Annotated in this window: 23 protein-coding genes, 1 tRNA gene and 1 pseudogene; 14 read left to right on the forward strand and 11 right to left on the reverse strand. The window is 45.4% G+C overall.

From position 1 onward, the window contains the following. The first annotated feature begins 30 nt into the window (after positions 1-30). The gene (locus F3J40_RS02195; protein WP_167012410.1) at positions 31-2,154 is read left to right on the forward strand and encodes a TonB-dependent siderophore receptor; all 2,124 of its coding nucleotides are present in this window, start codon (positions 31-33) and stop codon (positions 2,152-2,154) included. A 154-nt stretch (positions 2,155-2,308) separates the two neighbouring features. Further along, positions 2,309-3,400 (forward strand): ABC transporter substrate-binding protein, encoded by a 1,092-nt coding sequence (locus F3J40_RS02200; protein WP_167012411.1) that lies wholly within the window; start codon positions 2,309-2,311, stop codon positions 3,398-3,400. A gap of 26 nt (positions 3,401-3,426) precedes the next feature. Here F3J40_RS02200 and F3J40_RS02205 read toward each other — a convergent pair whose 3' ends face one another. Then, entirely contained in the window at positions 3,427-4,749 is a 1,323-nt protein-coding gene (locus F3J40_RS02205) for an NtaA/DmoA family FMN-dependent monooxygenase (protein WP_167012412.1), read from the reverse strand. A 254-nt stretch (positions 4,750-5,003) separates the two neighbouring features. On the opposite strand from F3J40_RS02205, the gene F3J40_RS02210 reads away from it, so the two are divergent. Continuing rightward, positions 5,004-5,079: transfer RNA gene (locus F3J40_RS02210), tRNA-Asn, on the forward strand. A gap of 1,128 nt (positions 5,080-6,207) precedes the next feature. Here the strand turns inward: F3J40_RS02210 and F3J40_RS02215 are convergent. The 5 genes and pseudogenes from F3J40_RS02215 to F3J40_RS02230 all read right to left on the reverse strand — a co-directional run bounded on the left by F3J40_RS02215 (position 6,208) and on the right by F3J40_RS02230 (position 12,299). After that, positions 6,208-8,319 carry an ATP-binding cassette domain-containing protein gene (locus F3J40_RS02215; protein WP_167012413.1) on the reverse strand — a complete coding sequence of 704 codons (2,112 nt, stop codon included), beginning with the start codon at positions 8,317-8,319 and terminating at the stop codon, positions 6,208-6,210. Beyond that, positions 8,312-9,394 (reverse strand): HesA/MoeB/ThiF family protein, encoded by a 1,083-nt coding sequence (locus F3J40_RS02220; protein WP_167012414.1) that lies wholly within the window; start codon positions 9,392-9,394, stop codon positions 8,312-8,314. The genes F3J40_RS02215 and F3J40_RS02220 overlap by 8 nt, the downstream gene beginning before the upstream one ends. Then, positions 9,387-10,334 (reverse strand): ThiF family adenylyltransferase, encoded by a 948-nt coding sequence (locus F3J40_RS02225; protein ID WP_240155266.1) that lies wholly within the window; start codon positions 10,332-10,334, stop codon positions 9,387-9,389. Before F3J40_RS02225 ends, F3J40_RS02220 begins: the two co-directional genes overlap by 8 nt. 8 nt (positions 10,335-10,342) lie before the next feature. Continuing rightward, positions 10,343-10,519: a hypothetical protein gene (locus F3J40_RS24795; protein WP_240155267.1), complete on the reverse strand. Its 177-nt coding sequence runs from the start codon at positions 10,517-10,519 to the stop codon at positions 10,343-10,345. A gap of 688 nt (positions 10,520-11,207) precedes the next feature. Then, a pseudogene (locus tag F3J40_RS02230) lies at positions 11,208-12,299 on the reverse strand (IS3 family transposase). A 674-nt stretch (positions 12,300-12,973) separates the two neighbouring features. On the opposite strand from F3J40_RS02230, the gene F3J40_RS02235 reads away from it, so the two are divergent. Further along, positions 12,974-14,149 carry an MFS transporter gene (locus tag F3J40_RS02235; RefSeq protein WP_167012415.1) on the forward strand — a complete coding sequence of 392 codons (1,176 nt, stop codon included), beginning with the start codon at positions 12,974-12,976 and terminating at the stop codon, positions 14,147-14,149. A 96-nt stretch (positions 14,150-14,245) separates the two neighbouring features. Here F3J40_RS02235 and F3J40_RS02240 read toward each other — a convergent pair whose 3' ends face one another. After that, a complete protein-coding gene (locus tag F3J40_RS02240) occupies positions 14,246-14,713 on the reverse strand; it encodes an Lrp/AsnC family transcriptional regulator (RefSeq protein WP_026042660.1) in 468 nt (155 codons plus the stop codon). Positions 14,714-14,875: 162 nt separating this feature from the next. Here F3J40_RS02240 and F3J40_RS02245 point away from each other — a divergent pair, with 162 nt between their 5' ends. The 8 genes from F3J40_RS02245 (at position 14,876) to F3J40_RS02280 (ending at position 20,930) form a co-directional block, all read left to right on the forward strand. Further along, positions 14,876-15,244, forward strand: coding sequence for a Dabb family protein (locus F3J40_RS02245; protein WP_167012416.1), 369 nt, complete (start codon positions 14,876-14,878; stop codon positions 15,242-15,244). A gap of 17 nt (positions 15,245-15,261) precedes the next feature. Beyond that, positions 15,262-15,684, forward strand: coding sequence for a DUF2000 domain-containing protein (locus F3J40_RS02250; RefSeq protein ID WP_017348128.1), 423 nt, complete (start codon positions 15,262-15,264; stop codon positions 15,682-15,684). A 91-nt stretch (positions 15,685-15,775) separates the two neighbouring features. Continuing rightward, the gene (locus F3J40_RS02255; RefSeq protein WP_167012417.1) at positions 15,776-17,194 is read left to right on the forward strand and encodes a phenylacetate--CoA ligase family protein; all 1,419 of its coding nucleotides are present in this window, start codon (positions 15,776-15,778) and stop codon (positions 17,192-17,194) included. Beyond that, entirely contained in the window at positions 17,191-18,168 is a 978-nt protein-coding gene (locus F3J40_RS02260) for a branched-chain amino acid transaminase (RefSeq protein ID WP_167012418.1), read from the forward strand. Before F3J40_RS02255 ends, F3J40_RS02260 begins: the two co-directional genes overlap by 4 nt. Next, on the forward strand, positions 18,165-18,746 hold the full coding sequence (locus F3J40_RS02265) for a bacilysin biosynthesis protein BacA (RefSeq protein ID WP_026042658.1): 582 nt from the start codon (positions 18,165-18,167) through the stop codon (positions 18,744-18,746). Before F3J40_RS02260 ends, F3J40_RS02265 begins: the two co-directional genes overlap by 4 nt. Before the next feature lie 16 nt (positions 18,747-18,762). After that, positions 18,763-19,308, forward strand: coding sequence for a carboxymuconolactone decarboxylase family protein (locus F3J40_RS02270; RefSeq protein ID WP_167012419.1), 546 nt, complete (start codon positions 18,763-18,765; stop codon positions 19,306-19,308). 16 nt (positions 19,309-19,324) lie between these two features. Continuing rightward, a complete protein-coding gene (locus F3J40_RS02275; RefSeq protein ID WP_167012420.1) occupies positions 19,325-20,281 on the forward strand; it encodes an ornithine cyclodeaminase family protein in 957 nt (318 codons plus the stop codon). A gap of 22 nt (positions 20,282-20,303) precedes the next feature. Further along, positions 20,304-20,930, forward strand: a complete 627-nt coding sequence (locus F3J40_RS02280) for a LysE family translocator (RefSeq protein WP_167012920.1) — start codon at positions 20,304-20,306, stop codon at positions 20,928-20,930. A 55-nt stretch (positions 20,931-20,985) separates the two neighbouring features. On the opposite strand, the gene F3J40_RS02285 is transcribed toward F3J40_RS02280, so the two are convergent. Then, positions 20,986-21,231: a DUF2543 family protein gene (locus F3J40_RS02285; protein ID WP_017348121.1), complete on the reverse strand. Its 246-nt coding sequence runs from the start codon at positions 21,229-21,231 to the stop codon at positions 20,986-20,988. 48 nt (positions 21,232-21,279) lie between these two features. Further along, complete coding sequence (locus F3J40_RS02290) at positions 21,280-21,762, reverse strand: cold-shock protein (protein WP_017348120.1); 483 nt, start codon at positions 21,760-21,762, stop codon at positions 21,280-21,282. 210 nt (positions 21,763-21,972) lie between these two features. Between F3J40_RS02290 and F3J40_RS02295 the strand changes: the two genes are divergently transcribed. Beyond that, positions 21,973-22,665: an RluA family pseudouridine synthase gene (locus F3J40_RS02295; protein WP_167012421.1), complete on the forward strand. Its 693-nt coding sequence runs from the start codon at positions 21,973-21,975 to the stop codon at positions 22,663-22,665. 34 nt (positions 22,666-22,699) lie between these two features. Here F3J40_RS02295 and F3J40_RS02300 read toward each other — a convergent pair whose 3' ends face one another. After that, positions 22,700-23,239, reverse strand: coding sequence for a DUF2058 domain-containing protein (locus F3J40_RS02300; protein WP_167012422.1), 540 nt, complete (start codon positions 23,237-23,239; stop codon positions 22,700-22,702). 172 nt (positions 23,240-23,411) lie between these two features. Next, entirely contained in the window at positions 23,412-23,702 is a 291-nt protein-coding gene (locus F3J40_RS02305; protein WP_167012423.1) for a hypothetical protein, read from the reverse strand. A 2-nt stretch (positions 23,703-23,704) separates the two neighbouring features. On the opposite strand from F3J40_RS02305, the gene shiA reads away from it, so the two are divergent. Beyond that, complete coding sequence (gene shiA, locus F3J40_RS02310; protein ID WP_167012424.1) at positions 23,705-25,036, forward strand: shikimate transporter; 1,332 nt, start codon at positions 23,705-23,707, stop codon at positions 25,034-25,036. Positions 25,037-25,080 lie beyond the last annotated feature (44 nt).

Raw genomic sequence — 25,080 nt, forward strand, 5'->3', positions numbered from 1 at the left:
ACTTGTGTGATTTTTGGAAAATACAGGGAAATGAAAGAATATAAAAATTCTTACAGCCATAAACGTCACTTTGGGAAACTCTGGTTTGTCGTTTACAGCGGTGCATTAATCTCTTCAGCATCCAGTTATGCCGCAGGCGAAAATAACACGCTTATCGTGAGTAGCACTGAGCCAACAGACAGCGGATATTCCAGCTCTTCTGCGTCAATCGCCAGCAAAACACCGACCAATAAACTTAATGAAGCACAATCAGTTAGCGTAGTAACACAAAAACAACTTAATGATTATCAAGCCACTAGCCTGTTCGATGCGATGCGATTTGTCAGTGGCACTGCACAATCAAATACCTTAGGCGGGACCGAAGACAGTATTACCCGACGTGGCTTTGGTAATAATGCTGATGGTTCCGTGTTTCGCGATGGAATTCGTAGTAGCCAGGGCCTGAATTTTGATGCCACAACCGATCACGTTGAAGTATTAAAAGGCTCATCGTCATTATTGTATGGTATTTTGAACCCCGGCGGGATGATCAATGTGGTCAGCAAAAAACCGCAATATGAATGGCACACGATTGTTGGGGGACACTACAACAGTACGGGCGGTGGTGCAGGCAATATTGATATCACCGGGCCACTGGGTAATGGTTTTGCTTTTCGCCTGATCGCTGAGAAACAAGCACAAAACTATTGGCGTGGTTATGGCAATGAAAAACATAACCTGGTCGCCCCTTCTTTACAGTGGTACGGTGATAAAGCCAGCTTCGATGTTAGCTATGAAAGTTACAACTATGATATTCCCTACGATCGCGGCACGGCTTTCATAAATGGCAAACCGATCAACATTGGTTATAAAACCCGTCTGGATGATTACTCAAATCATGCATGGGGACGCAATCAGACATTCAGTTCACACTGGGATTACCAGTTTAACGATACCTGGTCTACGCGTGTCACTTTTGGCATGAACCAGAGACAGTATAATAGTAACACTGTTACCGCAACGGCCATCAATGCAACAACCGGTGTGGTGACGCGCCGCCCGGATGCTTTCCGAGGGTTTAACCATAAAACAAAATATGTTTCATGGGATGCCATTGGCACGCCTGAAATATTCGGCATGACGCATAATGTCGTTTTTGGTACTGATTATGAAATGAATCAAACCTATCGTGCTAACGGTTATAATGGGACTAAAAATAATGACTTTACCATTAGCAATCCAGTCTATGGCCTTGAAACCATTACCGACAGCACGACGGTTAAAGCCTCACAAAGCAATTTACTCAACCGTATTCATAACCGTTCCGTCTATTTTAAAGACAATATTGAACTGACGTCGAAATGGATTGCGGTGCTCGGTGCACGTTATCAGCATTATGAACAGCGAGAGTCAAGCGGCAGTGCTTCTACTTTGGACTACAGCGATGTGGGTAATAAGTTTTTGCCGCAAACGGGCGTTATTTACAAACTGACGCCTGACGTGTCGTTTTACGCGACCATGAGTAAATCATTTACGCCATCGACCACACCTGACGACAATGGCAATGTTGGTGCACCTCAGCAAGGCACAACGTACGAAATCGGCAGCAAATGGCAGATGACGCCAAACCTCTTTGCTACCGCAGCGCTATATCGTATTGATGCCAAAAACTTCGATCTCCTCATCAATGGTTCAACCTATCCGGTTGATAAAGTGCGGTCTAGCGGATTGGAGCTGGAGCTAAATGGAGAGATTTACCCTGGCTGGGATCTCAACGCAAACTACAGCTACGATCAGGCAGAAATTGTTGAGGATAAGAACAGCACTGAAAATAATGGTAACCGCCTGCAAAACACCCCAAGAAATTCAGGTGCGGTATATTTAAGTCATAAGGTCAGCTTTAATCCTCTGCCTGGTGATTTCCGTATTGGCGGTGGTGTCAGATATGTCGGTGTGCGTGCGGGCGATCCGGATAATAGCTTCTCACTGCCAGCATACACTGTCGCAGACAGCTTTATTGGCTGGGACAATAACCTGATCGGCAAAAAAACGCATTTGCAGTTAAATATCAACAATTTATTCAATAAAAAGTACTACCCATCCAGTGGCGGCAATTTACGCGTTGCTGAGGGCGAAACGCGTAATCTGGTGCTCAGCGCTAGCGTAGAGTTCTGATACAGGCGTTTGATCTGTCAACTCCCCGGCCAGGGGAGTTGTCTGTCAAGGCGATAACCTCGCCTGTGAGTGATGAGTTTACGTTACTAGCGGTAATTAATTTCTATTTTGCCGCGCTATGCCTTTTATGGGTGTGCCCACGATGAGTAACAAGATGAAAAGAGTGCTAATGACATTGCTGTTGCTTTTACCCCTGGTATCGCAAAGCAAAACCCTCACTGACAGTCTGCATCGGCAGGTCGACGTTCCAGACAACCCGCAGCGAATCGTGATCGGCGAAAGCCGGATGATTTATACCCTCGCACTGGTAGAAGAGGGTAACCCGGCGAAACGGGTGGTCGGCTGGCCGGCGGATCTGCGAAATCTTGATAAACAAACATGGGATCGTTACGTCAAAGCGTTTCCCGCCATTGGCAAAATCCCCCAGATTGGCAATTCCAACTTCTCGCAGCTTAATGTTGAAAAGGTTATCGCCCTGCGGCCTGACTTGGTGATCCTGCCCGTCTATGCACGCACCCCGCCCAATAACGCGCAGTTTATGCAGCAGCTACAAGCGGTAAATATTCCGGTGCTGTTTCTCGATTTTCGCGTGAACCCTCTCGCCAATACGGTTACCAGCCTGCGCACATTAGGTGCGGCGCTCGGCGATGAGGCGAAAGCTGAACGCTTTATTGCTTTCTATCAACAACATATGCAGCACATTCGCGATCGCCTTGAGCAGTGGCACGGCACCAGACCGAAGGTCATGTTGCAGTTACACCTCGGTAAGAAAGCGGAGTGCTGCACCACGGTCGCGCACGGTAATCTGGCTGACTTGATCGCCTTCGCGGGCGGGGACAACATTGCCGCAGGGCGTTTTCCCGCCGTATTTGGTCAGTTGAATCCTGAAGCCGTGATTGCCGCCAACCCTGATATCTACATCGCCACCGGATCGTCTGGCCCGGATGACGCCTCCGATCTGCAACTGGGTCCGTTGGTGAATGCAGATCAAGCCAAAACCACGTTCTTGCATGCCTTAGCGCAAGACACAATGGCTTCAGCTTTGCCCGCAGTGCAACAACATCATGCCTACGCCTTCTGGCAGAATTACTATATGAGCCCGTGGCACCTACTGGCGGTGGAATTCTTTGCTAAAACGTTCCACCCGCAACTGTTCCACGATCTCTCCCCTGAAGAGACGATAAGGGAGATGAATCAGCAATTTCTGCCGATTCCGGAAACCGGCACCTACTGGACACACAATTGACTTTCAGAGCCGCAGACTAATGCGGCTCAGTTGCTGAACGGCACCGCAAGCTGCCAGCCTGGCAGCGGTGCCAGTTCGAGGTTTGAACGGAAATCCGCCCCTACATAGTCGCTATCCAACAGGCCGCGCCGACGCAGCTCAGGCAGTAATCCATTGATCAACAGATCTTCCTGATCGGGGTTGCCCAGTCCATGTAGCGAAATGACATCCAGCACGCCCGCGTTATAGCGTTCTTCAATGGCATCGGCGAGCTGTTCTGGCACACCGGCAACAAACCAATGCCCGGTCTCTTCCGCCTTGATAATCAGTTCACGCAGCGTCAAACCTTGTAGGGCAAAGTTGCGGAAAATCTGCGCTCGCCCCTGACGACGATAAACTTGTGACACGTCCGGTATCAGCGTAGGGGGGATCGGCGCATCCAGCTTCAGCTCAGACAGATCGACTTCACCACCCAGCATATCCGCCAGACGTAAGCGCCCTTGCTGATAGTCGATGCGGTCATATTTTTCCTGCAAACGACGTTCTACCCCGGCCTCACTTTCTCCGATGATGGCATGGAACGAGTTCATAAACAGCGGTAGCCGCCCTGCCCGACCAAAGCTGATGGCACGACGCTGTACCTCTGTCACAAACTGCTGTGCGTCCGCCAGCGTGGGCTGAGAGGTGTAAATGACCTCTGCATAGCGCGCACCGAGATTGATACCCGCTTCAGACTGACCCGCCTGGAACTGGACCGGGCGTCTTTGCGGCGGCGGTGGCACATTCAGCGGACCAGCGACCTGAATGTAGTCACCGCGAAAATTGATGGGATGGAGTTTCTGCGGATCAATACTGATCCCGCCGCTGGATTTACGCTGCACGGCGGCGGGGTCGTTGGCATCGAACAACGCATTGTAGGCACGAATAAATTCACTGGCACGGGCATAGCGTTCATCAGGCGCTGGCAGTGGCTCATTGCCAAAGTTCTCTTCACCCACCGATGAAGTCACTGCGTTCCACGCCGCCCGGCCACCACTCAGGTGGTCTAACGTCGCCATTTGCCGTGCCAGATGATAAGGATGCAGCCAACTGGTGCTGACGGTGGCGACCAGGCCAATATCGGCGGTGGCCTGGCTGATAGCCGCCAGTGCCATCAGCGGGTCCTGACTCCCGGTCACCCCCGCGAGCCCCGCCGGATCGGCCTGGAGCAAATCGGCAGTAAACAACCCGGTGATTTTCTCCCGTTCGGCAATCTGTGCCAGTTTGGCCGCCCGCGCCACGCCATAGCCGCGTTGCAGATCGTTGGTTGCCGTGACCACGTTACCCGCACCCACCAGCGTCTTTAGACGCCTGCGTTTCTGTTCGCTCAAAACCTGTTCCTTAACAGAGGTAAATTATCCCCTCAACATAATTCGCCGCGCAGATCAGACACCACCAACAAAAAGCGCAGAGTAATATCACTCTGCACATAAGCGCCTTTCGTTTGCCGAAAATCGGGTTAAATCTGTGCAAAGTGGTGATTTTTAGCCTTATTTGCTGGCAAAAGCAGCACTTGAACACACCAGAGTAAAATAGCCTTTGACGCCTGCGTCTCGCATCGCTAATATGCGCCGCATCAACCGATTCCTCTGTAGTTCAGTCGGTAGAACGGCGGACTGTTAATCCGTATGTCACTGGTTCGAGTCCAGTCAGAGGAGCCAAATTTAGAGAAACCCGCTTAAGGCAACTTAAGCGGGTTTTTTGTTTTCTCTCCACGGGTTATTCGTTCCCGCTTGTCGACATACGTCACTAAAAACTCAAAGCAATATCTCGTTTACGGGTAATAAATGTTAGCAACGCTGTGTAACCATCCCACAAATAAAAGGAAATCATCATTCAACTTACTGATACTAAAGTTCAAAAATACAAAACCTTCTCAAATAGCTATAAGGCTCGCTGGCATATACAGTCCTATCTGCTGGAACATCCTAACCGCTAAAAATACTAGTAGTTATCAAAGCTAAAAAGTATGAGTTTCCTTAAATATCTCTCTTGATGTGTCACTGGCAGACACAAGGAAACATCACGACGAAGCCAAAAATCTATTATCATTCGGAACAACTGGAAAATAGTAATAATTTCCATTTTTTGAAATAATTTCCCAATGTTAGTTCGCGACGAAAATACCATGTTGAGACTTTTATCAGCGCTTGACTTAGACTCGTCTTGAAGCTTACCTACTCCCTAATGTTGGTCTAACGCATAGCCGCTCTAACGCTGTGTATTAGTTACCCGCATAAAGAAGAAATGAGTACCGTGACAATCCCAATATTAGCAACAAAGTAGTCGTAACATACTTTTTATATGAAAATAAATTTAATAATTATCTCAACCATTAAATTGGTACTGACTAATAGCAACGCGGTCAGCAATAACGCTTGATCACACTGGGAGAATGAAAATACTACCTGGCTGGAGCGCTGAACAGTAGCACAGGCTGAGCCAAACATATCGGTGGCTGCAATTAAAGATCATTCATATTTATCTGACTGCCGATACATCTCAAAACGAAATACAGACTGGCAATAAACATCAAGCTCATCGTCAATAACTACATCATCCATAAAAGCTGAGATACGTAGCATCTAGTTGAAAGAAAATCTTTAATACCGGGCCGTCACTTCATGAAAACCACCAGCCATTCCTGGGAGGGAGGCATGGATTAACCAAAGTGGAGCGGTATTAAGATCACCTGTTTAGGAAATAGCATTCATTACATATATATTGGCTATCTCCTGATATATCAGTATTTATATATTCACTTAACTCACAAAACTTGAATAAATAAATTAAGAAAATATAGATTTTTGCCCAATCACCTTCCCTCCGCTCAATCCATATCCAGGTCCTACCTCAACGATATAGTCAATGTAATTTAAAGCTTCCGACTTATGCTCAATTAAAATCACTGCTTTAAAAAATGATGATTTTTTGTATATTAAATCTAAAACCTTGGATGCAGTTTCAGAGTCCAGACCCGCTGTAGGCTCATCAATTATCATAATTTTATTAGTTTTACGGCTTTTATTTAATAGCTCACAAAGACGTATTCTACGTAACTCACCGCCGGACAAAGTCTGAGTCCTTCTTTTCATCGCCAAATGGGAAAGACCAAGTTCATGCATTGTTTTAAGGATGCTGTGAAACCTAGTACCAGTGAAAATATCAATCAAATAACTTATTTCCTTCGAGTAAGCATCTATAATACTAACACCTCTAACCGGTATTTTAGTTTCAACGACCTCCCGATCAAATAGATCACCATCACAACTTTGACAAGTTATATAAATGTCTTTTTCATAACTCCTTTCATATTTAACCACACCTAAACCTAAGCAAACTTTGCACGCACCCAATTTAGTCGGAATGAAATTATCAATGGGGCGACCTGTCTCTTTAGCATAAAATTCTGCAATCAGGATATTTAGCTTTGTAATTGTTGAAAGTGTTGATCTAGAGGAATAACTTGGGATTTTTTGACTTATATAAATGGATTCTTGCTGCTTACATATTGCTTTAGCGAGGGATGACTTTCCAGATCCTGATTGCCCCCGAAATAAAGTTACACATCCTAACGGAATGTTTACACTCTGATTGATTACGTTATTACAACTTAATGACTCAATTAATTCCAGATCTATTATCTTATTTCTCTTGTTGTTATTTTTAAATGGAAGTATTAATTCATCTTGGCATATATACCCCCCTCTTTCTCCAGCATGTGAGCCAATATGCAATTTAATGTCGGCCATTTCAATAAACTTATAATTATGCTCAACTAATAAAATTGTGTTATTTAAAGAAAGATATTTAATGTACTCTATGAGTCGATCATGTTCGAGCTCATTAACTTGAGACGAAATTTCATCCAACACCAAAATAATTCCATTTATATTTGATGTCAATAGCTTGCTGAAGAGTGTTTTCTGTAATTCCCCACCAGACAAACTAGGGATTGACCTACTTAGATTTAAGTACCCTAATCCCATTTTAACCATAGATGATAGTATTTTATATAATTGCTCCCCTTGATCTATAATGATTTCTTCTTGAATAAGCTTTGAAATCGGAGTTACCAAAAAACTTTTAAAACTGATATTCAATACATTTAAATTTGAAGTTCTTTCATTAATTCTTGAACCATTACACTCATCACAGATTTCATTACTGGTAAAAGGTGTACTAGACTTCATTTTAATGTTTTTTTGTGAATATATCATGACACCAATATAAAATGCTCTTCTTTGTTTCATTACCCCTTTGTGCTTGCACCTAAAAATTAATTTTTTATCACTTTGACCAAAGAAAATTTTCTCCCGTTCTAAGTCACTTAACTGATCTATTTTCTTTGACACGTCTATTTTTTCATTGTTGCAAAATGCAATTAGTAATTGATTGTAATAATCAGATAGCTCGCCATTACGCCAACAATAAAAAGGCGAATCATCTAAACTCCGTGAGTGATCGATCATTTTTGTATTTTCAAGTCGAATGATTTCTCCCAGACCATCACATTTCAAGCAAGAATTTTTCGCATTGTTAATTTTCAAATCATGAAAGTCAGGTATGGTATTATTATTTTTTAATAGTGACAATAACAATGAAATATTCAAGTAACTATATAATGTTGAGCGTGGGTTATTATTAGCATTTCGCTGAGATATAGCAGTTGCGGGAATTACCCCGTTGTATCCTGATAATTCATAATCATGACTATCAATTGAACCATTTTCAATTGCATCAAATTCATTTTTGCACAGTTGATAAATAGTAGACATCGCTAAAGATGATTTCCCGGCACCAGATCTACCATAAATTGCCGTAATTTTATTTCGAAGAATTTCAACATCAATATTCTTCAAGTTGTGGGTTTTTATTCCTGAAAAAATCAACTTATCCATTTTTCTCTCCACACCATTCACACTGAGGATGTCGTTCGACATTGACATTATTAAACTTTGATGTACGTAAGCTAAATTCAATCCTTTTATTTGCTTGTTGTAAATATTCTTTTTTTCCTGATAGTAACTTTATTGAATCTAGGCATGCCAAGCTAGCGGCAATTCCTGACAGTGGTGAATATGAACCTAACTTTCGACTCTCTCTATGTAGTTTTCTGACGCCGGCCAGCTCCGAAGTATTAATTGAATCCAGATAAACCCTGAAGCAATTAAAACAAGCAGTTTCATATGGAATAATAGTTTGCCCGATCAAAGTTTGGTGCAAATTATATCCCCCGCCGACTATGTGAGGGATTTTGTAGTTCATACAATGCTTAGCTATTATTTCACTTGTAAAGTCTACTGAAGGTTCATCAGCACAGTTTATAATTAAATCCACCTTTGATAGAGGACATCCATCATCTAGTTTTATGTCGGTAAGACGTTTATTTATCTTCTCAACACTTTTAGCACCAAAGTTATAAAGTTGATTTGATAATGCATCTACTTTAAGTTCTGATATTTCATTTTCGAAGTAACTCTGCCTATGCAAATTGCTTAACTCAACGATGTCACAATCAACTATCACAAAAGATTCAACGCCAGATTGAGCTAGTTGAACTGAAATATTACTACCAACTGCACCTAGCCCAATAATTGCAACTTTTGATTTTTTTATTTTATTAATTATTGACAACACTTCAGAAGTTGAAATACAGTAATCTTCCAATAGATTAATTATCCTATAGTGTGTCTCAGCCAACTCATGAGGATATTCAACGTCGCTCTCGATAAGGATGTTATTTTCATTAAGGAAATTGACTAAGTTGATTAATTGTGATCCCTTAATCAATGGATTGTTATTTAAAATGTCGTTCAATGATTTCTCTCCATTGAACTGTTTTAGCAGTTCACTTATGTGTCCATGTTTCATCTTTAATTTAATTCCAACTCTTACATTAGACTTGTAAAACTCCACAAGATCTTCCAGTTGTATTATGCCTACACTTTGCCTCATTCGATATGATTTATTCATTGCAAATTTTACACTTTGGTTGTTGTTCAAATTTAAAGATCGTCATCTCCCCTTTATTCGGGAGGTATTCAAGTCTTTCATTATCATAACTAAAAGCAGAATCATCTAAAAGAAAATTAACCAGCTTTAATGCGGATAGATTTGCAGAAAATGAGCTCATTGCCGATAACCCCCCTGCCCCTCCGGCAATATAGTTTGACCTTTTCACCAAATCTTTACTTACTAATTTAGCCGGTAGATTATCGAGTGATGTATATATTGGCTTCCAATCTTTTAGAGCATTTGAGAAAGTATTCTGTATGCAATCTATGCACGGCGTATGCGGAGGATTAACTATCTCACCGGAGCTCATAAGATGTGCATCAAAACCACCACCTACATAAAAAGGAATCTTTTTAATTTGAGCATATCTTCCAACTTTAAGAGAAGTGTGTCCAATATAGGGTTCATCGAGCGTATTGATTATAAGGTTAGAATCATCTGGAATCCACTTGGAAATATCCGTGTGAGGAAATAGTTTTTCATTAAATGGATTAACTTCAATATTTTTATTTATTTTTAATAAAAAGTCCTGAAGTGCTTCCACCTTAGGCTTTCCCACGTAGTTTTTATCATAATAATTATGGCTAGTCCTATTACTTTCGGATAGATTCTTATAATCTACAATTGTTATATCATTCACTCCAGATCTAACCAGAACTTCTAAAAGTTTAGACCCAGTCGCTCCGCAACCTAGTAAAACAATTTTTTTCCTTTCGAGTATGAGCTGGGATTCAGTACCACTACGGTCTAATACAAAGTCATCCCAAAAGGTTGTTTGTCTAATGAATCTTGAGTTTGAATTATCAACTTCAGACACATCGAAAATTAATCGATGATCTAACAGAAACTTAAGTATCCCATCTAGATTTTCTTTGTTTTTAATGCCCATTTGTAACATTATATTCTCTATGCTTCTACTACCATCCAACATAGCCAAGAAGTTAGAAACATTTTTTTTGCCTTTATCTCTATTCTATCTCTGGTTGTCATTATATGAAAATTAATATTTACACTATCATCCTCATTGTTTTCTGAAATATAAACATCAACAGTATCTTTAATTTTAAAAATTTTTCCAATCATTATTAACCCTTAAAGACCGCCTCTTATGAGGCGGTGCAAGATATCAATATTGTAAAACCCCAGCGTTGATTTCAAGATATTTGTCCCAAGCTTCTAATGAAGATGTTTGTTCGTCATCAGAAGCGCGCGTGCACGTACGAGTACAACACTCACTTCGGCTCCCTGAGCAGCCACCTGTATACTGGGATGCTGCATTAGTGTTGCTAATGACCTCGAAGGTTAAATCTTGACTATTCATAACTTTATCCTTTAATTACAATATCTTGCGCACAAGTTTAAATAACGCTATCTTTCTTTCCAAAAGAATAGGTTACAATTATTAACTAAATCTTTATAACTCATATGGATAGCGCTTCATATTGGATTATGATGAATTATATTCAATGATCTGCCCTTGGCCCAAATCGTGCATCATTAAGAAATAGAATTCTTGCATTAATGACGGGGCTGCACATCAAACACTATCACTCAATAATCCTGATTGTTATCAACACCCTACCGGATCGTGAGGTACGCAAAACGTTCCTACCCATGATGATTTACATGTTTCAGAAGAACAATTCGTAGAATTTGCTAACGCAATAATCCCACTCTGGAAAGCGGTTCCAGATAATTGCTATTACTTAGGTCTCAAAAAAACCAAATAATTTATTTGTATTGTTTCCTACCCTAAGTATTAGATACAATCTTAGTTATTAATATCAGTTGGTTTTTCTTTATGTTTCCCGTTTCGCCAGTATGCTGAAAATTCAAACGGCGCCTTGTAATTCAGCAATTAATTAGGTCTGGACTCGTTATAATCCTGCCGCCAGTCATTAATGATTTTCCAGGCATGAAGAATATCGTTGAGCCAATGCTCATTCAGGCATTCATCTCGAAAGCGTCCGTTAAAAATCTCAATAAATCCGTTCTGTGTTGGCTTACCCGGCTGGATAAGTCGTAGTTCTACAACATGCTCAAATGTCCACTGTTCAAACGCACGGCAGGTAAATTCCGAGCCCTGATCAGTTCTTATCGTTGCCGGATAGCCACGAAACAGCGCGATGCTGTCCAGAATACGCTCGACCTGAACGCCTGAAATACCGAAAGCGGCGGTTATCGTCAAACACTCCTTCGTGAAATCATCCACGTAGGTTAGGTACTTAATCCGACAGCCCCTGGCAAGTGCATCCATGTCAAAATCCATCGACCATGTCAGGTTCGGCGCATCCGGGCGAAGAAGCGGAAGCCGCTCAGTCGTCAGATCCCGGCGTCGCCTGCTTCTGACACCGAGACCGTTAAGATAGTAGATGCGGTAAACCCTCTTGTGGTTGACATCAAGGCCCTCCCGGTGCAATAACTGCCAGACGCTCCAGTAACCAAACCGGCGACGTTCATGTGACAGCTCAGTGATACGCAGAGATAGTTGCGCGTCAGCAGCCGGACGCTAAACCGAATAACGGCAGGTTGAGAGGGGCAGACCAGCCAGGCGTTATAACAGTCCCGTTTTCTCACACATGACTTCCACGGCTTCCCACTTCTGGTCTGTCGTCAGAACTTTCGGCAGAGCCACCTGAAGCGCCTCCTTATCCAGCATGGCTTCAGCGAGCAGCTTCTTGAGGCGCGCGCGCTCCTCTTCAAGTGACTTGACCCGCTTCACTTCGGGGACTTCCATGCCGCCAAACTTCTTGCGCCAAGTGTAGAAGGTAGCGTCTGAAATAGAGAGTTCCCGGGCCGAACCCCCGGCTTCGGCCTCACGGAGAATACTGATGATCTGTTCGTCGGAAAATCGCATCTTCATAGGGATGTCCTCATGTGACTTATGAAGACATTACTAACATCACGGTGTATTAATCAACGGGGAGCCAGTCAACGAGTTCAGTCAGAGAAGCCAAATTTAGAAAAACCCGCTTAAGGCAACTTAAGCGGGTTTTTTGTTTTCATCGCAAGCAACATCACAAGCCATTCGACGGGACGGCTTGATTACGCGCCGCCTTCGTCCATAAGACTTGAGTACCTGCATAGCCTGCTACCTGTGCAATCACTGATCCTTGAACAGGATACCGTCATTGCAATGTTTTCTGTCCGCTAATGAGTTCTGTTTCACCAGTCGCCAATATGCTGCTGACAGTGGATTGATTCATTATTCAACATATTTAAATCCATCAATTCAGGGATGAATTTCACATTCTCACATCCGCCGTAAAAAACCTCTGCAAACGGCATGCATTATTATGAGAATAAAAATGTGTGAATATGGAAAACCGCATCAGAAAATTCTAATTGCTTATTAGAGATAGTCTTATTCAAAAGAATACATTGCGGATCGTTAGACATTAATAGTGCAATAGGGGCTATGTCGAACCCACTGCGTGCCGCAAGCGGTATCAATATTGATTGCCTGAGCCCAATGGGATCGCGATGTAGGTAGATCAGCTTTCACCTGAGAGAAAAAATTTTACTGTGAGTACCAGGATGGTCACTGTCAATCTGATGAGAAACCGGACGTTTGCTGCCTACTGGTCTGGGACGCTGGCGCTGCAACTTGTTAATCAGGTTCAGACCCTGCTCTTCGCCTGGAGCTGGAGTCAGCTTACGTCAGACAACGCCTTTTGGGTTTATTTTGCCACCAATATCCCTTTTGCTCTGCTCACTCTGTTTGTGGGTTACTTAGGCGATAAATTTTCACGCAAAGGGTTACATCTCATTGGGCAAGTTTTTGTGTTGGCCGGGCTGATTCTTGCCTATGACTATTTTAGTCATACTGTGAATTTTGCGCTGGGTTTGCTTTCTCTGCTCCTGATGAATAACGGCATTGCGATTCGCGGTCCCTCCTATCAGGCGACCATAGTCTCGCTTTTTCCCGTAGAGAAAACCGAATCCGTCCTGTCAGTACACGGCATGGCGGTGAATATTGCCCGCGTCCTGAGTCCGCTGTTATTAGCACTGGTTCTGAGGTTTAACCTTCCGACACTTCCCGCCGCGATAGGCGCTATCGCTACACTGTGGGCAGCCTTTACCATCGTAGTACTAGATCAGGGGGCATGGTTATCATCACATTTGAGAGAAAAAACATCTCCCGCATTGCGGAAAATACCTTTCAAGTTGATCGGCATCGCTTATGCCGTGGCCTTCTGTTGTTGCAGTTTACAGGTGCTCACACCGTCAATCGCGCAAAACTACACGTTATTAAACCCACAGGTTCCTGTGCTATCTGCTTTCTCAATGATGATGGGATTAGGTGCGATAGGCGGAACGCTGTTCGTCCACAAATTACCGCGAATCTCGGCCAGTTATCAGGTTGCAGCGTTACTGATGCTCTACGCATTGCTGTTATTGATGACATTCCCGGCTGAGTTGACCTCCACCAGTATCAGTATGTTGATATGTGGATTATGCACCTTTGTCATTCTGGTGAAATTGAATGTTCTCTTTACAAGAACGTTTCCTCCACAGCAGCGCGCCTTTGGGCTCTCGGTCTATTTCTTCTCGGTTTATCTGGGAGCGGCATCTGGTTCGATCTTTTGGGGTATGCTCGCGCATCGTTATGGTATTAACCATTCACTCTTCATTTCTGCTGTCGCTGGAGGTGCACTTAGCCTCTATTTTTACCGCTACTTTAAGGCTGACGTTGCTGCAGTTAATGCTTAGTGTGTGTCTATCGGGAGCCGCCTAAGGTCACTTAAGCGGTTTTTGCTTTCTGATTTGATCTTGATGCTGACATCGCCGCCCCGGCAATAATCCCCCTCACCCCTTTTTAATGGGATACGTTACCAGCGGCTTAATCTCTTTCAACACAAACATACTCTGCATCTCTTTAATGCCTGGCAGCCTGCGCACCACGGACATGGCGAAATCGGCATAATAGTCGAGATCGGGCGCGACCACTTGCAGCAAGAAATCGGCGTCTCCGCCGATGCTGTAGCAGGCCACCACGTCTTCTAGCGCCGTGACTTCTTGCTCAAATTTTCGTGCTTCAGCTTCACTGTGGCTATCAATCGCCACGCGGATAAACACCATCACGCCCAAACCAATCTTTTTACGGTTGAGTACCGCGCGATAGCCCTGAATCACTTCATCTTCCTCAAGCTTGCGCACTTTGCGCCAGCAAGGTGAGGCCGACATGCCGATCTTTTCTGCCAGTTCCTGGTTGGTCACGCGGGCATCATCTTGTAGCAACTTGAGAATCTTCATATCTGTCGGACTAAGTGCCATGATGGGAAACTCCTTTCCTTTTTAAGCAAAAAACAGGTCATTCTCACCTAATTCCTGGCAATAAGTAAATAATATAGGTAACAATTTTCTATTTAGATGCCGCATACTGTTTCTGGTTTCTCAAGGAGTTATCACCCAAGGCATGGAGGAAGGCTTAATCGCATGCTAATGCATATCGTTATGTTTACATTTAAACATCCGTGGAACTGGTCTTCACTAGAGGCTATTGATGCAGAACGCGCAACGCGTGCCCATCCTCATCATATTAATGAAATAAAAGGGTGGAGTTGTGGCAGAAATACCACCAAGCGTGATATTGCGGCAGATTTCATCGTCATCGGTTTGTTTAATAATCGTAGTGAACTGGATGCTTACATTATCCACCCTGACCATCAAAAAGGCGCAGGGAAATGGAAATTCATTGCGGATTGGAAGGTGGTAGATATAGAGCTTCCCAGTGACTTTACTTTAAACACGGGTTTACTTTCTGTGTTGAATGATCTCCACAATGCAGCCCTAAACAATCACTAACTTGTCAAGGAATTAAGATGAAATTTGATGCCAGCCAACAACGCTGTACGATTATTATTGATAAAGATCTTCCTGCCGGCCTTGCTATGAATGCAGCCAGTGTTATTGGCATAAGTTTTGGCCGCACGGTGGAAAATCTTGTTGGTCCTGACATGCAAAGCCTGGACGATGTAAACTACCCAGGTGTAATTTATAGCCCTCTTCCTGTATTACTGGCATCAGGTGAATACCTGCAAGAAATACAAGCGAAGGTGGAAAATGACGATGATATCTATGTGATGCCATTTAGTGCACTGGCCCAATCCTGTAAAACGTACGAAGAGTACGGCGAAAAAATATCCTCAGTAAAAAGCAACAACATCGAATTGGTTGCTATAGGAATTATCGGACCTAAAAATAAAGTCACCAAAATGACTGGAAACCTTCCACTTTACCGCTAATCAAGACCAATAAGCAAACAGAAAGTCACCAGTAAAACGCTGCTGGCTTTTGCTTTTCTTCTGTAAAAATAATTTCGCAAGGAATATTAACATGTATGCCATTTTCAAAGAAGAACAAATAAAACAAGCAAAAGCAACCTATGATCAGCATTGTGATTTTTACAAAGGAAATATTAGCCTCGACCAACTCAGAAGCCATCAAAATAATAAACTGAGAGACGTAATTAAGTATGTTTCTGAAAACTCCCCCTTCTATAAGGAACATTTAAAAGGGCTAACTGCATCAGATATTAGCACATTGAAAATTAATGAACTGACAAATATCCCCTTCACCACAAAAGATGACCTAAGAAATCAGGGGGCAGCATTAGTGGCAGCCCCAATGCATAAGAGCTGGATTTATTACGAAACTACCGGCACCACCGGCAAACCCACCCCTTGCCCACGAAATGAAACGGATTCAATCCATAATAATACTCCGCTTATTATCAATTATCGCAGTATCTTTGAGCAATACGGTTCTGAACATATCGTCGGCGTTATGGGGCCTACCGAACTTCATTCAACAGGCGATACCTTTGAGGATGTATTTCGTAGCCTCGGCTACGGCGTAGTCAAAATGTGGCCTCGGTCACCGGTTGTAGGTATGAAACGAGTGATGGCATTGATCAATGAATTGCAAATCACTGCGCTGGTCTGTACTCCCGCCGTCGCGATTGCAATTGCACGTTTTATGCAGAGTTCAGGACAATCACCTGGCTCTACCAGCGTGAAGCTTATTCTCACCGTGGGTGAACTTACTACCCCCTCTCTCTTAAGAAATATTGGCGATGTATGGGGCGCAAAAGTCTATAGCTGCATGTATGCCTCGCAAGAATCCTCTATTCTTGCCGTTTGTGCAGCTGACAGTGAGCTGTACACCACACCGTTGAATAATTACTACGAAATTATCGACCCTGTCAGCGGTACAAGTTATGACATCACCCAAGGTCAGGTGATGGGTGAACTCGTCATTACTCATCTGTATGAGGGACAGAAGCCACTCATACGCTATCGCACTGGCGATATGGTACGTTCAACTTACCAGTCTGATGGCAGACAAAAAATTATTCCTGTTGGGCGCGTACGTGATGTTTTAAGCCTCAATGGTGTCGCTTATTGTGCCTGGGATTTAGAAGCCGCACTCCTTGAACAGCTCCACGGCTGTCTGGATTATGCTATTCGTATTGACACTAAAGACGGTATTGACTGCCTGGATATCACCGTTGAGATGTTTGATAAAGACGCAGATACCTCCATCGCTTCAACGCTCCTGACAGTTAAAGCACATCTGGAAAAGGTGATCCCTGGTGTAAAAATCAGTGTTGTCAGCGGCGAAACCAGCAATATAACAGCAACATCTGCGATGGTGAGTTGGAAGGCCGCACGTATTCATGATGTAAGGCACGCTGCAGATAATAGCGATCGCGAAGCAGCTCTGGCTCTCATTAATCAAGGATTTAAATCATGAGCAGTGCGTCAACAGAAAAGAAAGGACACCATCAATGGAGTTATCTTGAAGGAGAATTTGTTGAAGCCAAAGATGCCGTCCTCCCTATTACCACCCAGGCATTTAATTATGGCACCTCAGTATTTGAAGGGATTCGCGGTTATAAAAGTCACTCCGATGGTCAGGTGAATATCTTTCGCTTAGATGAACATATTAATCGACTTCATCAGTCAGCATCGATACTTATGATTAACGACTTGCCTGACCAACAGGCATTAAAAGAAATAATACAGTCGCTGCTACACAGAAATCATACCAGCGGGGATTGTTACATAAGGCCGATTGCCTATAAACGCAACCTTCTTCCAGGAAGTGGCTTTGGAGTGAAACTTTCTGGCGTGAGTAGCGGATTATCTGTTAATAGTCTCGATATGCAGACCTATGTGAAACAGGATGGCCTAACCTGTACGATTTCCGGATGGCGTCGTGTTGCGGACAATGCTATTCCAGCAAGAGCAAAAATTACCGGCAGCTATGTTAATTCTGCTCTGGCAATGGAAGCCGCCATGAATGGGGGTTATAACGATGCGATCATGCTCAACCATTCAGGTTATGTCGCAGAAGCCACGACTTCTAACGTTTTTATTGTTAAAAATAAAAAACTCATCACACCTCCTGTCACAGCGAACATTCTGGAAGGCATCACTCGTGACACCGTAATCACACTTGCCAAACAATATTTGGATCTAACTGTAGAAGAAAGAGACATTTTACCGTCTGAACTATTGACTGCTGACGAATGTTTTTTAACTGGCACGGGCGTTGAAATATCTCCTGTCTCTAAAATCGATTTTCATCATCTTAGAAGTACAGATACTGACAGTATTGCAATCAAAATAAAAACCGTTTATCAGAAAATTGTTCGTGGTGAGCTGAGTGATTACAATCATTGGTTAACATCGATCTATTCAATTAATAATCAGGTGGAAAAATGAACCATCATTTCTTAGATATGGGATTAGATAATGTCGTTAATTGCCCTATTCATACGCTTGGACCTTCCGGAACAAGCAGTGAATACGCATCAGAATTCTTTCACAGCTGGATGAGTAAAAATTACACCAATAGCTCACACGGTATTCACCTCAACGATTCCTATGAGTTAGCAAGAAATAATATAAAGGAAATGAAAGGGATTTTAATCGTTGCCAATGCCTATCCAAAAATTAATGACTTTTATATGGATACCCGCTTACAACTACTGGCCACTTTCCTTTATGACACGCCCCTTTATGGGATAGTGTCAAATAGCGCATTACCCCAAAGGCCGCTGAGCATTGCCACACATCCAGCCCCAATTCCATTAATTGAAGAGTTATTGCCGGATGGAATGTTGATTGAAAAAATCATAGAGATGCCTTCCACCAGTGCGGCAGCAAAGGCCGTATTATCCGGTGAGGCTGATGTTGCGTTAACGACAGAAATAGCAGCGAAATTACACAAATTGAAGTTCATCTCACGAACAAGACCGATTCACATGCTGTGGTCTGTTTTTGCTTCTCATACTCAATAATGACTAAAGGCCTAAAATGAATTTATTAACTTTGCATGATATCGACAGTGCACCCGCCGCCAGCCGCCCTTTACTTCAAAGTTCAATTGATGGTTTTGGTTGGATCCCAAGGCAAAGTGCCTTTATGGCGGAATCACCCGCATTACTTTCATCCTATCAGTACGCACATGATGCCTTTTCTCAGTGTTCTCTGAGTGAAGAGGAACGTGCAATTGTCTGGATCACCACTGGCACACTGAACCAGTGTGATTACACGGTTCAGGCGCATAACTGGATCGCCCAGCATAAAAATGTGCCTGAGCAAGTGTTACATGCACTTGCTCAGGATCCTGAATCACTTCCCGCCAAGTTGGCGGCGCTCTATCGCTTCACTCGCCAGGTCGTTTTAGCACAAGGCCAGATACCGCCAATAGCGCTAGAAGAGGTTCTGGCTGCGGGATATAGCGCACAGAACGTGCTGGATGTCATTTTGGGTGTATCGCAAAAGACCATGTCAACACTTCTGAATAGTCTTGCCCATACTCAGATTGAACCGCAATTCCAGTCCGCCCCGGCACGTTAATCACAGGGGATCTATCATGCAATTTATTGACCGTAAACGTGTTCAACAAGCGTTATCCTACGCAAAATGTCTACAATTGAGCCGGGATGCTTTCTCCCTGTTCAGCAACGGAAAAGTCAAACAGACATTACGCAGCGTTATTGTCTCTGAGCAAAGCAGCATGATGGGGACGATGCCCGCATATATTAGTGAAGGTCCCTATGCTGGCTTTGGCCTAAAAACGGTAAAAGTTGATTTCAGCCGAAGCCATCAACGCTCATCCCATGAAGGCTGTATTTTGCTGTATGGTGCTTCTAATCATGAAGATATGGTGCTCGTTGACGCAGCTTCGGTAACGGAATTGCGCACTGCGGCCGCATCTGCTGTCGCTACCGACATTCTGGCCCCAAAAAATGCCAGTCATCTCTCTATTTTAGGGACTGGCGTGCAGGCAAAAAAACACGTTTTACTGATGATGGAAATCCGCTCGCTACGTCAGATTACCGTTTGGGGTAGAAATACAACCAGCGCTGCCATTTTCGCTGACTGGTGTCGTCAGCATACTGGGCTGCCCGTGACGGTAGCGATGACACCGGCTCAAGCGGTTTCGGATGCTGACATTATCTGTACTGTCACCGCGTCAAAGGAGCCTTTCCTGCATGCTAACGATCTTCCCGATCATTGTCATATTAATGCTGTTGGCGCTTCGGCGTTCGGTTTTCAGGAATTAGGGCCGGATATATATTCTGCGACAAAATTGTATGTAGATTCACGGGAAGCGGTATGGAACGCCTCCAGTTGTCTGATTCAGGCAAAAGAACAGGGGTTTATCACCCCCACAGACATGGGAATTGAAATAGGTGAATTGCTCACCTCCGATTTAAAGCCATTTGTCGTTAAATTACCACGCACGTTATTCAAATCTGTAGGTCTGGCCGTTCAGGATCTGGTTTTTTCTCGTGCAATCGTGAGTCAGTTACAGCCTTTAATCTAATGAATTTTCAACAGGAATAATGATGTTAGGAACCGCACAAATACTCTCTTATGTGGCTGCTCTCGGCTTAGCGGCTGCCATTCCCGGCCCCGGCATGACGGCCCTTGTGGCGCGTAGCGTCAGCGGCGGAGCCATCACTGGGTTTACCATGCTCGCGGGATTAATACTGGGCGATTTAATTTATCTGTCGATTGCGGTATTTGGTTTGGCTGTTATTGCACACAGTTACACCTCGGTATTTACCCTGATTAACTGGGCGGCATCACTCTATTTATGTTTTCTGGCATGGCAGTTCTGGCGCTATAAACCTCAGGCGATAAGCATTGACCAAAAAGCGACGAAACAAGAGCTGGCCTCCGCCTGGTTGTCTGGTTTAACAATCACGCTGGGAAACCCGAAAACCATTGCATTTTATCTGGCCATTCTGCCACTGGTGATTTCGCTGGATCAAGTATCCATGCAGATTTGGGGAGGGATGTTAGTGCCGCTGACGCTGCTGGTGCTGCTGGTGGTGGGTTCGGCGTTTATTCTCGCTGCGCTTAAGATTCGCCGCTTCCTCGCCAGTGCTAAAGCACAGCAGGTGCTGTTCCGCACCGCAGGCGCGATCATGCTGCTGGCAGCTTTTGGTATGGTTGCAAAAACGCTATAACCGGGGGAAAAGCGGGCAGCCTCTAATCGTAGCGGCCCGCTTAAAGCAACAAAGATTATTCGTTGCCCCATTGATTGAGGAAGTTAGCCACGTCATCAATGTACTGTGCCGCCAGGCCCGCTTCCGCTGCCATCTCGTGCTGGGCTTCTTCGCTGATCTCTTCGTTGTTGTTTAAACGGGTGATCAGCAGCTCGAAATAACGCGCCAGCGCTTCACGCTCTGGCTCGCTGACGGGCTTAGCAGATTCGTCAATGTAGTCATCTGCGATATCAAAATATTTGATTGGTACCTGGTTGCTCATAGCGCGCCCCTAAAGTTAAAACGTCAATCTGTTACCGCCTGAATACTATCAGAGCTTAAGCATTTTCACGGTGCTGTCGATGTCGATCTCATCGGCGGTGAAGATCAGCGTCGTGCCCTGGAAGGTGTTGATCGCCAGTTTTTTCAGCGAACGCGTTTCATCCGGCTGTACCGAGGTTTTCGGCTTGATGCTGTTCATCAGAATCCCCACCGACAGCACCGGGTTTTCTTTATCAATACGCGTTTCTACTGGCACGTCTTCACTGTACACCAGGTAAGACTTAATTGAGGTGAGCTTCAGACGCTCGCCCGCAATGTAGATATATTTGCTGTCTGGCACCACTTTAACCGCAAAGGCTGATAACCCTTTGTTGTTGGTGGTCGGTTCAAACGTCACCGCTGCATCTTTCTTGATCAGTTCAGGGTTGGCGACCTTAATCACATGAAAATAGCGGTTTTCGCCCTCTTCATCTTTGATAAAGCCAAAACCTTTATCTGCAAACCAGGTTGTGATCGTACCTTTCATCGCCATTACCGCCTGTTTAATCGTTAATCTACTCAGTTTTTTGCAGCGCGCAGTGTAAAGCACAACGCCCGCGCAGACTACGCCTTTGCAGTAAGTCTGGACGAAAAATTTCAGCGGTGCGAGGAGCTTGATAAAAAAGCGACGACCGCAGTCTGATTCGCCAGGTCGCGCAAAATTGGTTATTATCCGCCCCCCACTTGCCAGCCTTGCAGCCTGATGTCGACGATCATTGATGACTTTATTGCCCCACCCTGCCATGCAGAGATAGAGATTCTCTATCAGGATGAACATCTGGTGCTGATCAACAAGCCGACCGGACTGCTAAGCCTCTCGGGGAAAAATCCGCTGAATCTCGATTCGGTGCATCACCGCCTGGTGCAGCAGTTTCCGGGCTGCACCCTGGTGCATCGCCTTGATTTTGGTACATCCGGGTTGATGGTGATCGCGCGCAATAAAGCGATAAATGCAGCACTGTGTCAGCAGTTCAGTCAACGGAGCGTAACGAAGGTTTACACGGCGCTGTTATGCGGCCACCTGACGGATAATGAAGGGGTGATTGATGCGCCTATTGCTAAGGATCCGGCGCTGTTTCCGTTGATGTCCATCTGTGCGCTGAACGGCAAACCGGCGCGTTCGCGCTATCAGGTGGTGGCGCGTGAGTTTCGTCAAACCGCGGGAGAAGCGCCAATGCCGTTGACGCGGGTGCAGTTAATACCAGAAACCGGGCGCACGCACCAGCTACGTATTCACTGCCAGCAGTTGGGCCACCCGATTCTCGGCTGCGACCTGTACGGTGGACTCATCAGTACCGGGCAGCAACCCCGTCTGATGCTGCACGCCAGCGCACTGGATTTTGTCCATCCGGTGAGTGGCGAGCAGATTCACGCCCGCAATCTAAGCCCGTTCTGATATTCAGCCCACGGCTGAGAGTGCGCCTGGCGATTTACCACATCAGATCGTCAGGCACTTTGAAGTCGGCGTACGGATCATCTTCATCCTCAGCTTCCTGACTTAATACGCTGTGCAGCACGATGCTGCTGGCATCACGCTGCGCGATTTTATCCGCCACCACGGCCGGGATAATGGCGTACTGCGCATCGCCGTTGCTATCGATGCTCAAACGGGCAATAGCCAGACGGCCATTCACCAGTTGGGACTGCGTCAGCTTATCAACCAGCATTTTTTTAATCAGATTGTTATCAGTGAAGTTGAAACTGATATCCCCTTTCGCCACGGTAATGCGGTTCATTTCGATCAGTTGTTTAACCTGCGCCTGATACTCTTTGGCCTGTGCGGCCTGTTTAATCTGCTCGTTGAGCTGTTTATCTCGCTCTAGCTGCGCTTTTTTATTCTCTTCAACCGCTTCACGCGCTTCACGCGCCTGAACACGCGATTTTTTCGCCGTCTTTTGCACTTTGGCGACTTTTTTACTCGAGACTAAACCCGCTTTGAGCATCTGCTCCTGGAGAGTAAGTTTTGCCATTTTTATCTGTAAATCCTGTGAAAAATTTGTCGGATTATACCCGCAAAGCCAGCGCCTGCGCGAGTCAAAACCGGCCACGCTGAGACGGTGATTTGGCCTGAACCTGAAGGGGTTAAATATAAATCCCCCTGTTGGGCGCGGTTATTTCACCGCTGCCACTGCGCACGTAATCTCATATTCGTTCAAGGTTTAGGCGGTATATCAGCTTTATGGATGATTCATCCACACCCTTTGCAAGCCCTTTCCCTACCCGGCTCGCAAATATGCCGTTAATGATCACACCTCGCTTCACCGCTTCCACGCTGGCGGGTATAGTGTTCGGCCTGGCAACGCTCATATCGCCTGCATATTCCTCGTCATCATCAGGGTATTGATGCCAAAAGCCGCCCTGGGTACGAGACATACGAGATGAGCCGCCACCACCATTTTGATACATAAAGAATTTGAGATACGGACAGGACAATTATGGACTCCACACTCATTACCCCTCGCCCTGATGAGGGGAATGCCCCTTCGTCAGACCGCGCCCGACGCGCTGCCCTTGGCAGTTTTGCCGGTGCCGTGGTCGACTGGTTTGATTTCTTACTCTATGGCATTACCGCAGCACTGGTGTTTAACAGTGAATTTTTCCCTCAGATAAGCCCAGCGATGGGGACTTTAGCCGCTTTCGCCACCTTCGGTGTCGGTTTCCTGTTTCGCCCACTGGGCGGTATTGTGTTTGGTCACTTTGGCGATCGTCTCGGCCGCAAACGCATGCTGATGCTCACCGTATGGATGATGGGCGGTGCCACCGCCTGTATCGGTATTCTTCCCTCGTTCTCTGCCATTGGCTGGTGGGCACCTGCCCTGCTGGTTACCCTGCGTGCCATTCAGGGCTTTGCCGTGGGCGGTGAATGGGGCGGCGCGGCCCTGCTGGCAGTAGAGAGTGCGCCATCAGGCAAAAAGGCGTTTTACAGCAGCGGAATTCAGGTGGGTTATGGCGTTGGGTTGCTGCTTGCCACCGGGCTGGTTTCCCTGATCAGCAGCCACACCACCAATGAGCAGTTTTTAAGCTGGGGCTGGCGTCTGCCGTTCCTGTTCAGCATTTTGCTGGTGCTGGTGGCGCTGTGGATCCGTAATGGCATGGAAGAGTCAGCGGAATTTGAACAGGCGAAAGAAGCACAGCCGCAACAGAAAAAACAGCGGCTGCCGGTGATTGAAGCCCTGCTACGTCATCCCGGTGCCTTCTTAAAAATTATTGCGCTGCGCCTGTGTGAACTGCTGACGATGTACATCGTTACGGCATTTGCCCTGAACTACTCCACACAGAATCTCGGACTGCCGCGCGAGCTGTTTCTGAATATTGGCCTGCTGGTTGGCGGCATCAGCTGCCTGACGATTCCGCTGTTTGCCTGGCTGGCCGATCGCTTCGGTCGCCGCCGCATCTATATTGTCGGTGCCCTGTTGGGCGCAGTGAGCGCCTTCCCGTTCTTCATGGCGCTGGAGCAGCGTTCGATTGTTGGTGTCGTGATCTTCTCACTGCTGTTGGCTAACATCGCCCATGACATGGTAGTTTGCGTGCAACAGCCGATGTTCACCGAAATGTTTGGCGCAAGCTATCGCTACAGCGGTGCCGGTGTCGGCTATCAGGTGGCCAGCGTGGTTGGCGGCGGGTTTACCCCGTTTATTGCAGCCGGGCTGCTGGCTCTGTTTGGCGGTGAATGGCACAGCGTAGCCATTTACCTGATGGCTGGCTGTCTGATCTCCGCCTTAACCGCCATCTTTATGAAACCCGCCGCAGCAGCTCATAACCCGTAACCTGCTCAGGTAACGATCGGCCCTTTCCGGTCGTTACCTGCCTC

The sequence above is a fragment of the Candidatus Pantoea multigeneris genome (genome assembly GCF_011752615.1).
GTDB classification, from domain to species: Bacteria; Pseudomonadota; Gammaproteobacteria; order Enterobacterales; family Enterobacteriaceae; genus Pantoea; species Pantoea multigeneris.

Bases quoted from the DNA above. Each gene is read 5' to 3' on its own strand.
- F3J40_RS02250 (WP_017348128.1), top strand. From the start codon at position 15,262: ATGAAATTTGATGCCAGCCAACAACGCTGTACGATTATTATTGATAAA.
- F3J40_RS02215 (WP_167012413.1), bottom strand. From the start codon at position 8,319: ATGGATAAGTTGATTTTTTCAGGAATAAAAACCCACAACTTGAAGAAT.
- F3J40_RS02280 (WP_167012920.1), top strand. From the start codon at position 20,304: ATGTTAGGAACCGCACAAATACTCTCTTATGTGGCTGCTCTCGGCTTA.
- F3J40_RS24795 (WP_240155267.1), bottom strand. From the start codon at position 10,519: ATGATTGGAAAAATTTTTAAAATTAAAGATACTGTTGATGTTTATATT.
- F3J40_RS02220 (WP_167012414.1), bottom strand. From the start codon at position 9,394: ATGAATAAATCATATCGAATGAGGCAAAGTGTAGGCATAATACAACTG.
- F3J40_RS02255 (WP_167012417.1), top strand. From the start codon at position 15,776: ATGTATGCCATTTTCAAAGAAGAACAAATAAAACAAGCAAAAGCAACC.
- F3J40_RS02195 (WP_167012410.1), top strand. From the start codon at position 31: ATGAAAGAATATAAAAATTCTTACAGCCATAAACGTCACTTTGGGAAA.
- F3J40_RS02270 (WP_167012419.1), top strand. From the start codon at position 18,763: ATGAATTTATTAACTTTGCATGATATCGACAGTGCACCCGCCGCCAGC.
- F3J40_RS02240 (WP_026042660.1), bottom strand. From the start codon at position 14,713: ATGGCACTTAGTCCGACAGATATGAAGATTCTCAAGTTGCTACAAGAT.
- F3J40_RS02225 (WP_240155266.1), bottom strand. From the start codon at position 10,334: ATGTTACAAATGGGCATTAAAAACAAAGAAAATCTAGATGGGATACTT.
- F3J40_RS02245 (WP_167012416.1), top strand. From the start codon at position 14,876: ATGCTAATGCATATCGTTATGTTTACATTTAAACATCCGTGGAACTGG.
- F3J40_RS02200 (WP_167012411.1), top strand. From the start codon at position 2,309: ATGAAAAGAGTGCTAATGACATTGCTGTTGCTTTTACCCCTGGTATCG.
- F3J40_RS02290 (WP_017348120.1), bottom strand. From the start codon at position 21,762: ATGGCGATGAAAGGTACGATCACAACCTGGTTTGCAGATAAAGGTTTT.
- F3J40_RS02285 (WP_017348121.1), bottom strand. From the start codon at position 21,231: ATGAGCAACCAGGTACCAATCAAATATTTTGATATCGCAGATGACTAC.
- F3J40_RS02260 (WP_167012418.1), top strand. From the start codon at position 17,191: ATGAGCAGTGCGTCAACAGAAAAGAAAGGACACCATCAATGGAGTTAT.
- shiA (WP_167012424.1), top strand. From the start codon at position 23,705: ATGGACTCCACACTCATTACCCCTCGCCCTGATGAGGGGAATGCCCCT.
- F3J40_RS02235 (WP_167012415.1), top strand. From the start codon at position 12,974: ATGGTCACTGTCAATCTGATGAGAAACCGGACGTTTGCTGCCTACTGG.
- F3J40_RS02275 (WP_167012420.1), top strand. From the start codon at position 19,325: ATGCAATTTATTGACCGTAAACGTGTTCAACAAGCGTTATCCTACGCA.
- F3J40_RS02300 (WP_167012422.1), bottom strand. From the start codon at position 23,239: ATGGCAAAACTTACTCTCCAGGAGCAGATGCTCAAAGCGGGTTTAGTC.
- F3J40_RS02265 (WP_026042658.1), top strand. From the start codon at position 18,165: ATGAACCATCATTTCTTAGATATGGGATTAGATAATGTCGTTAATTGC.
- F3J40_RS02295 (WP_167012421.1), top strand. From the start codon at position 21,973: ATGTCGACGATCATTGATGACTTTATTGCCCCACCCTGCCATGCAGAG.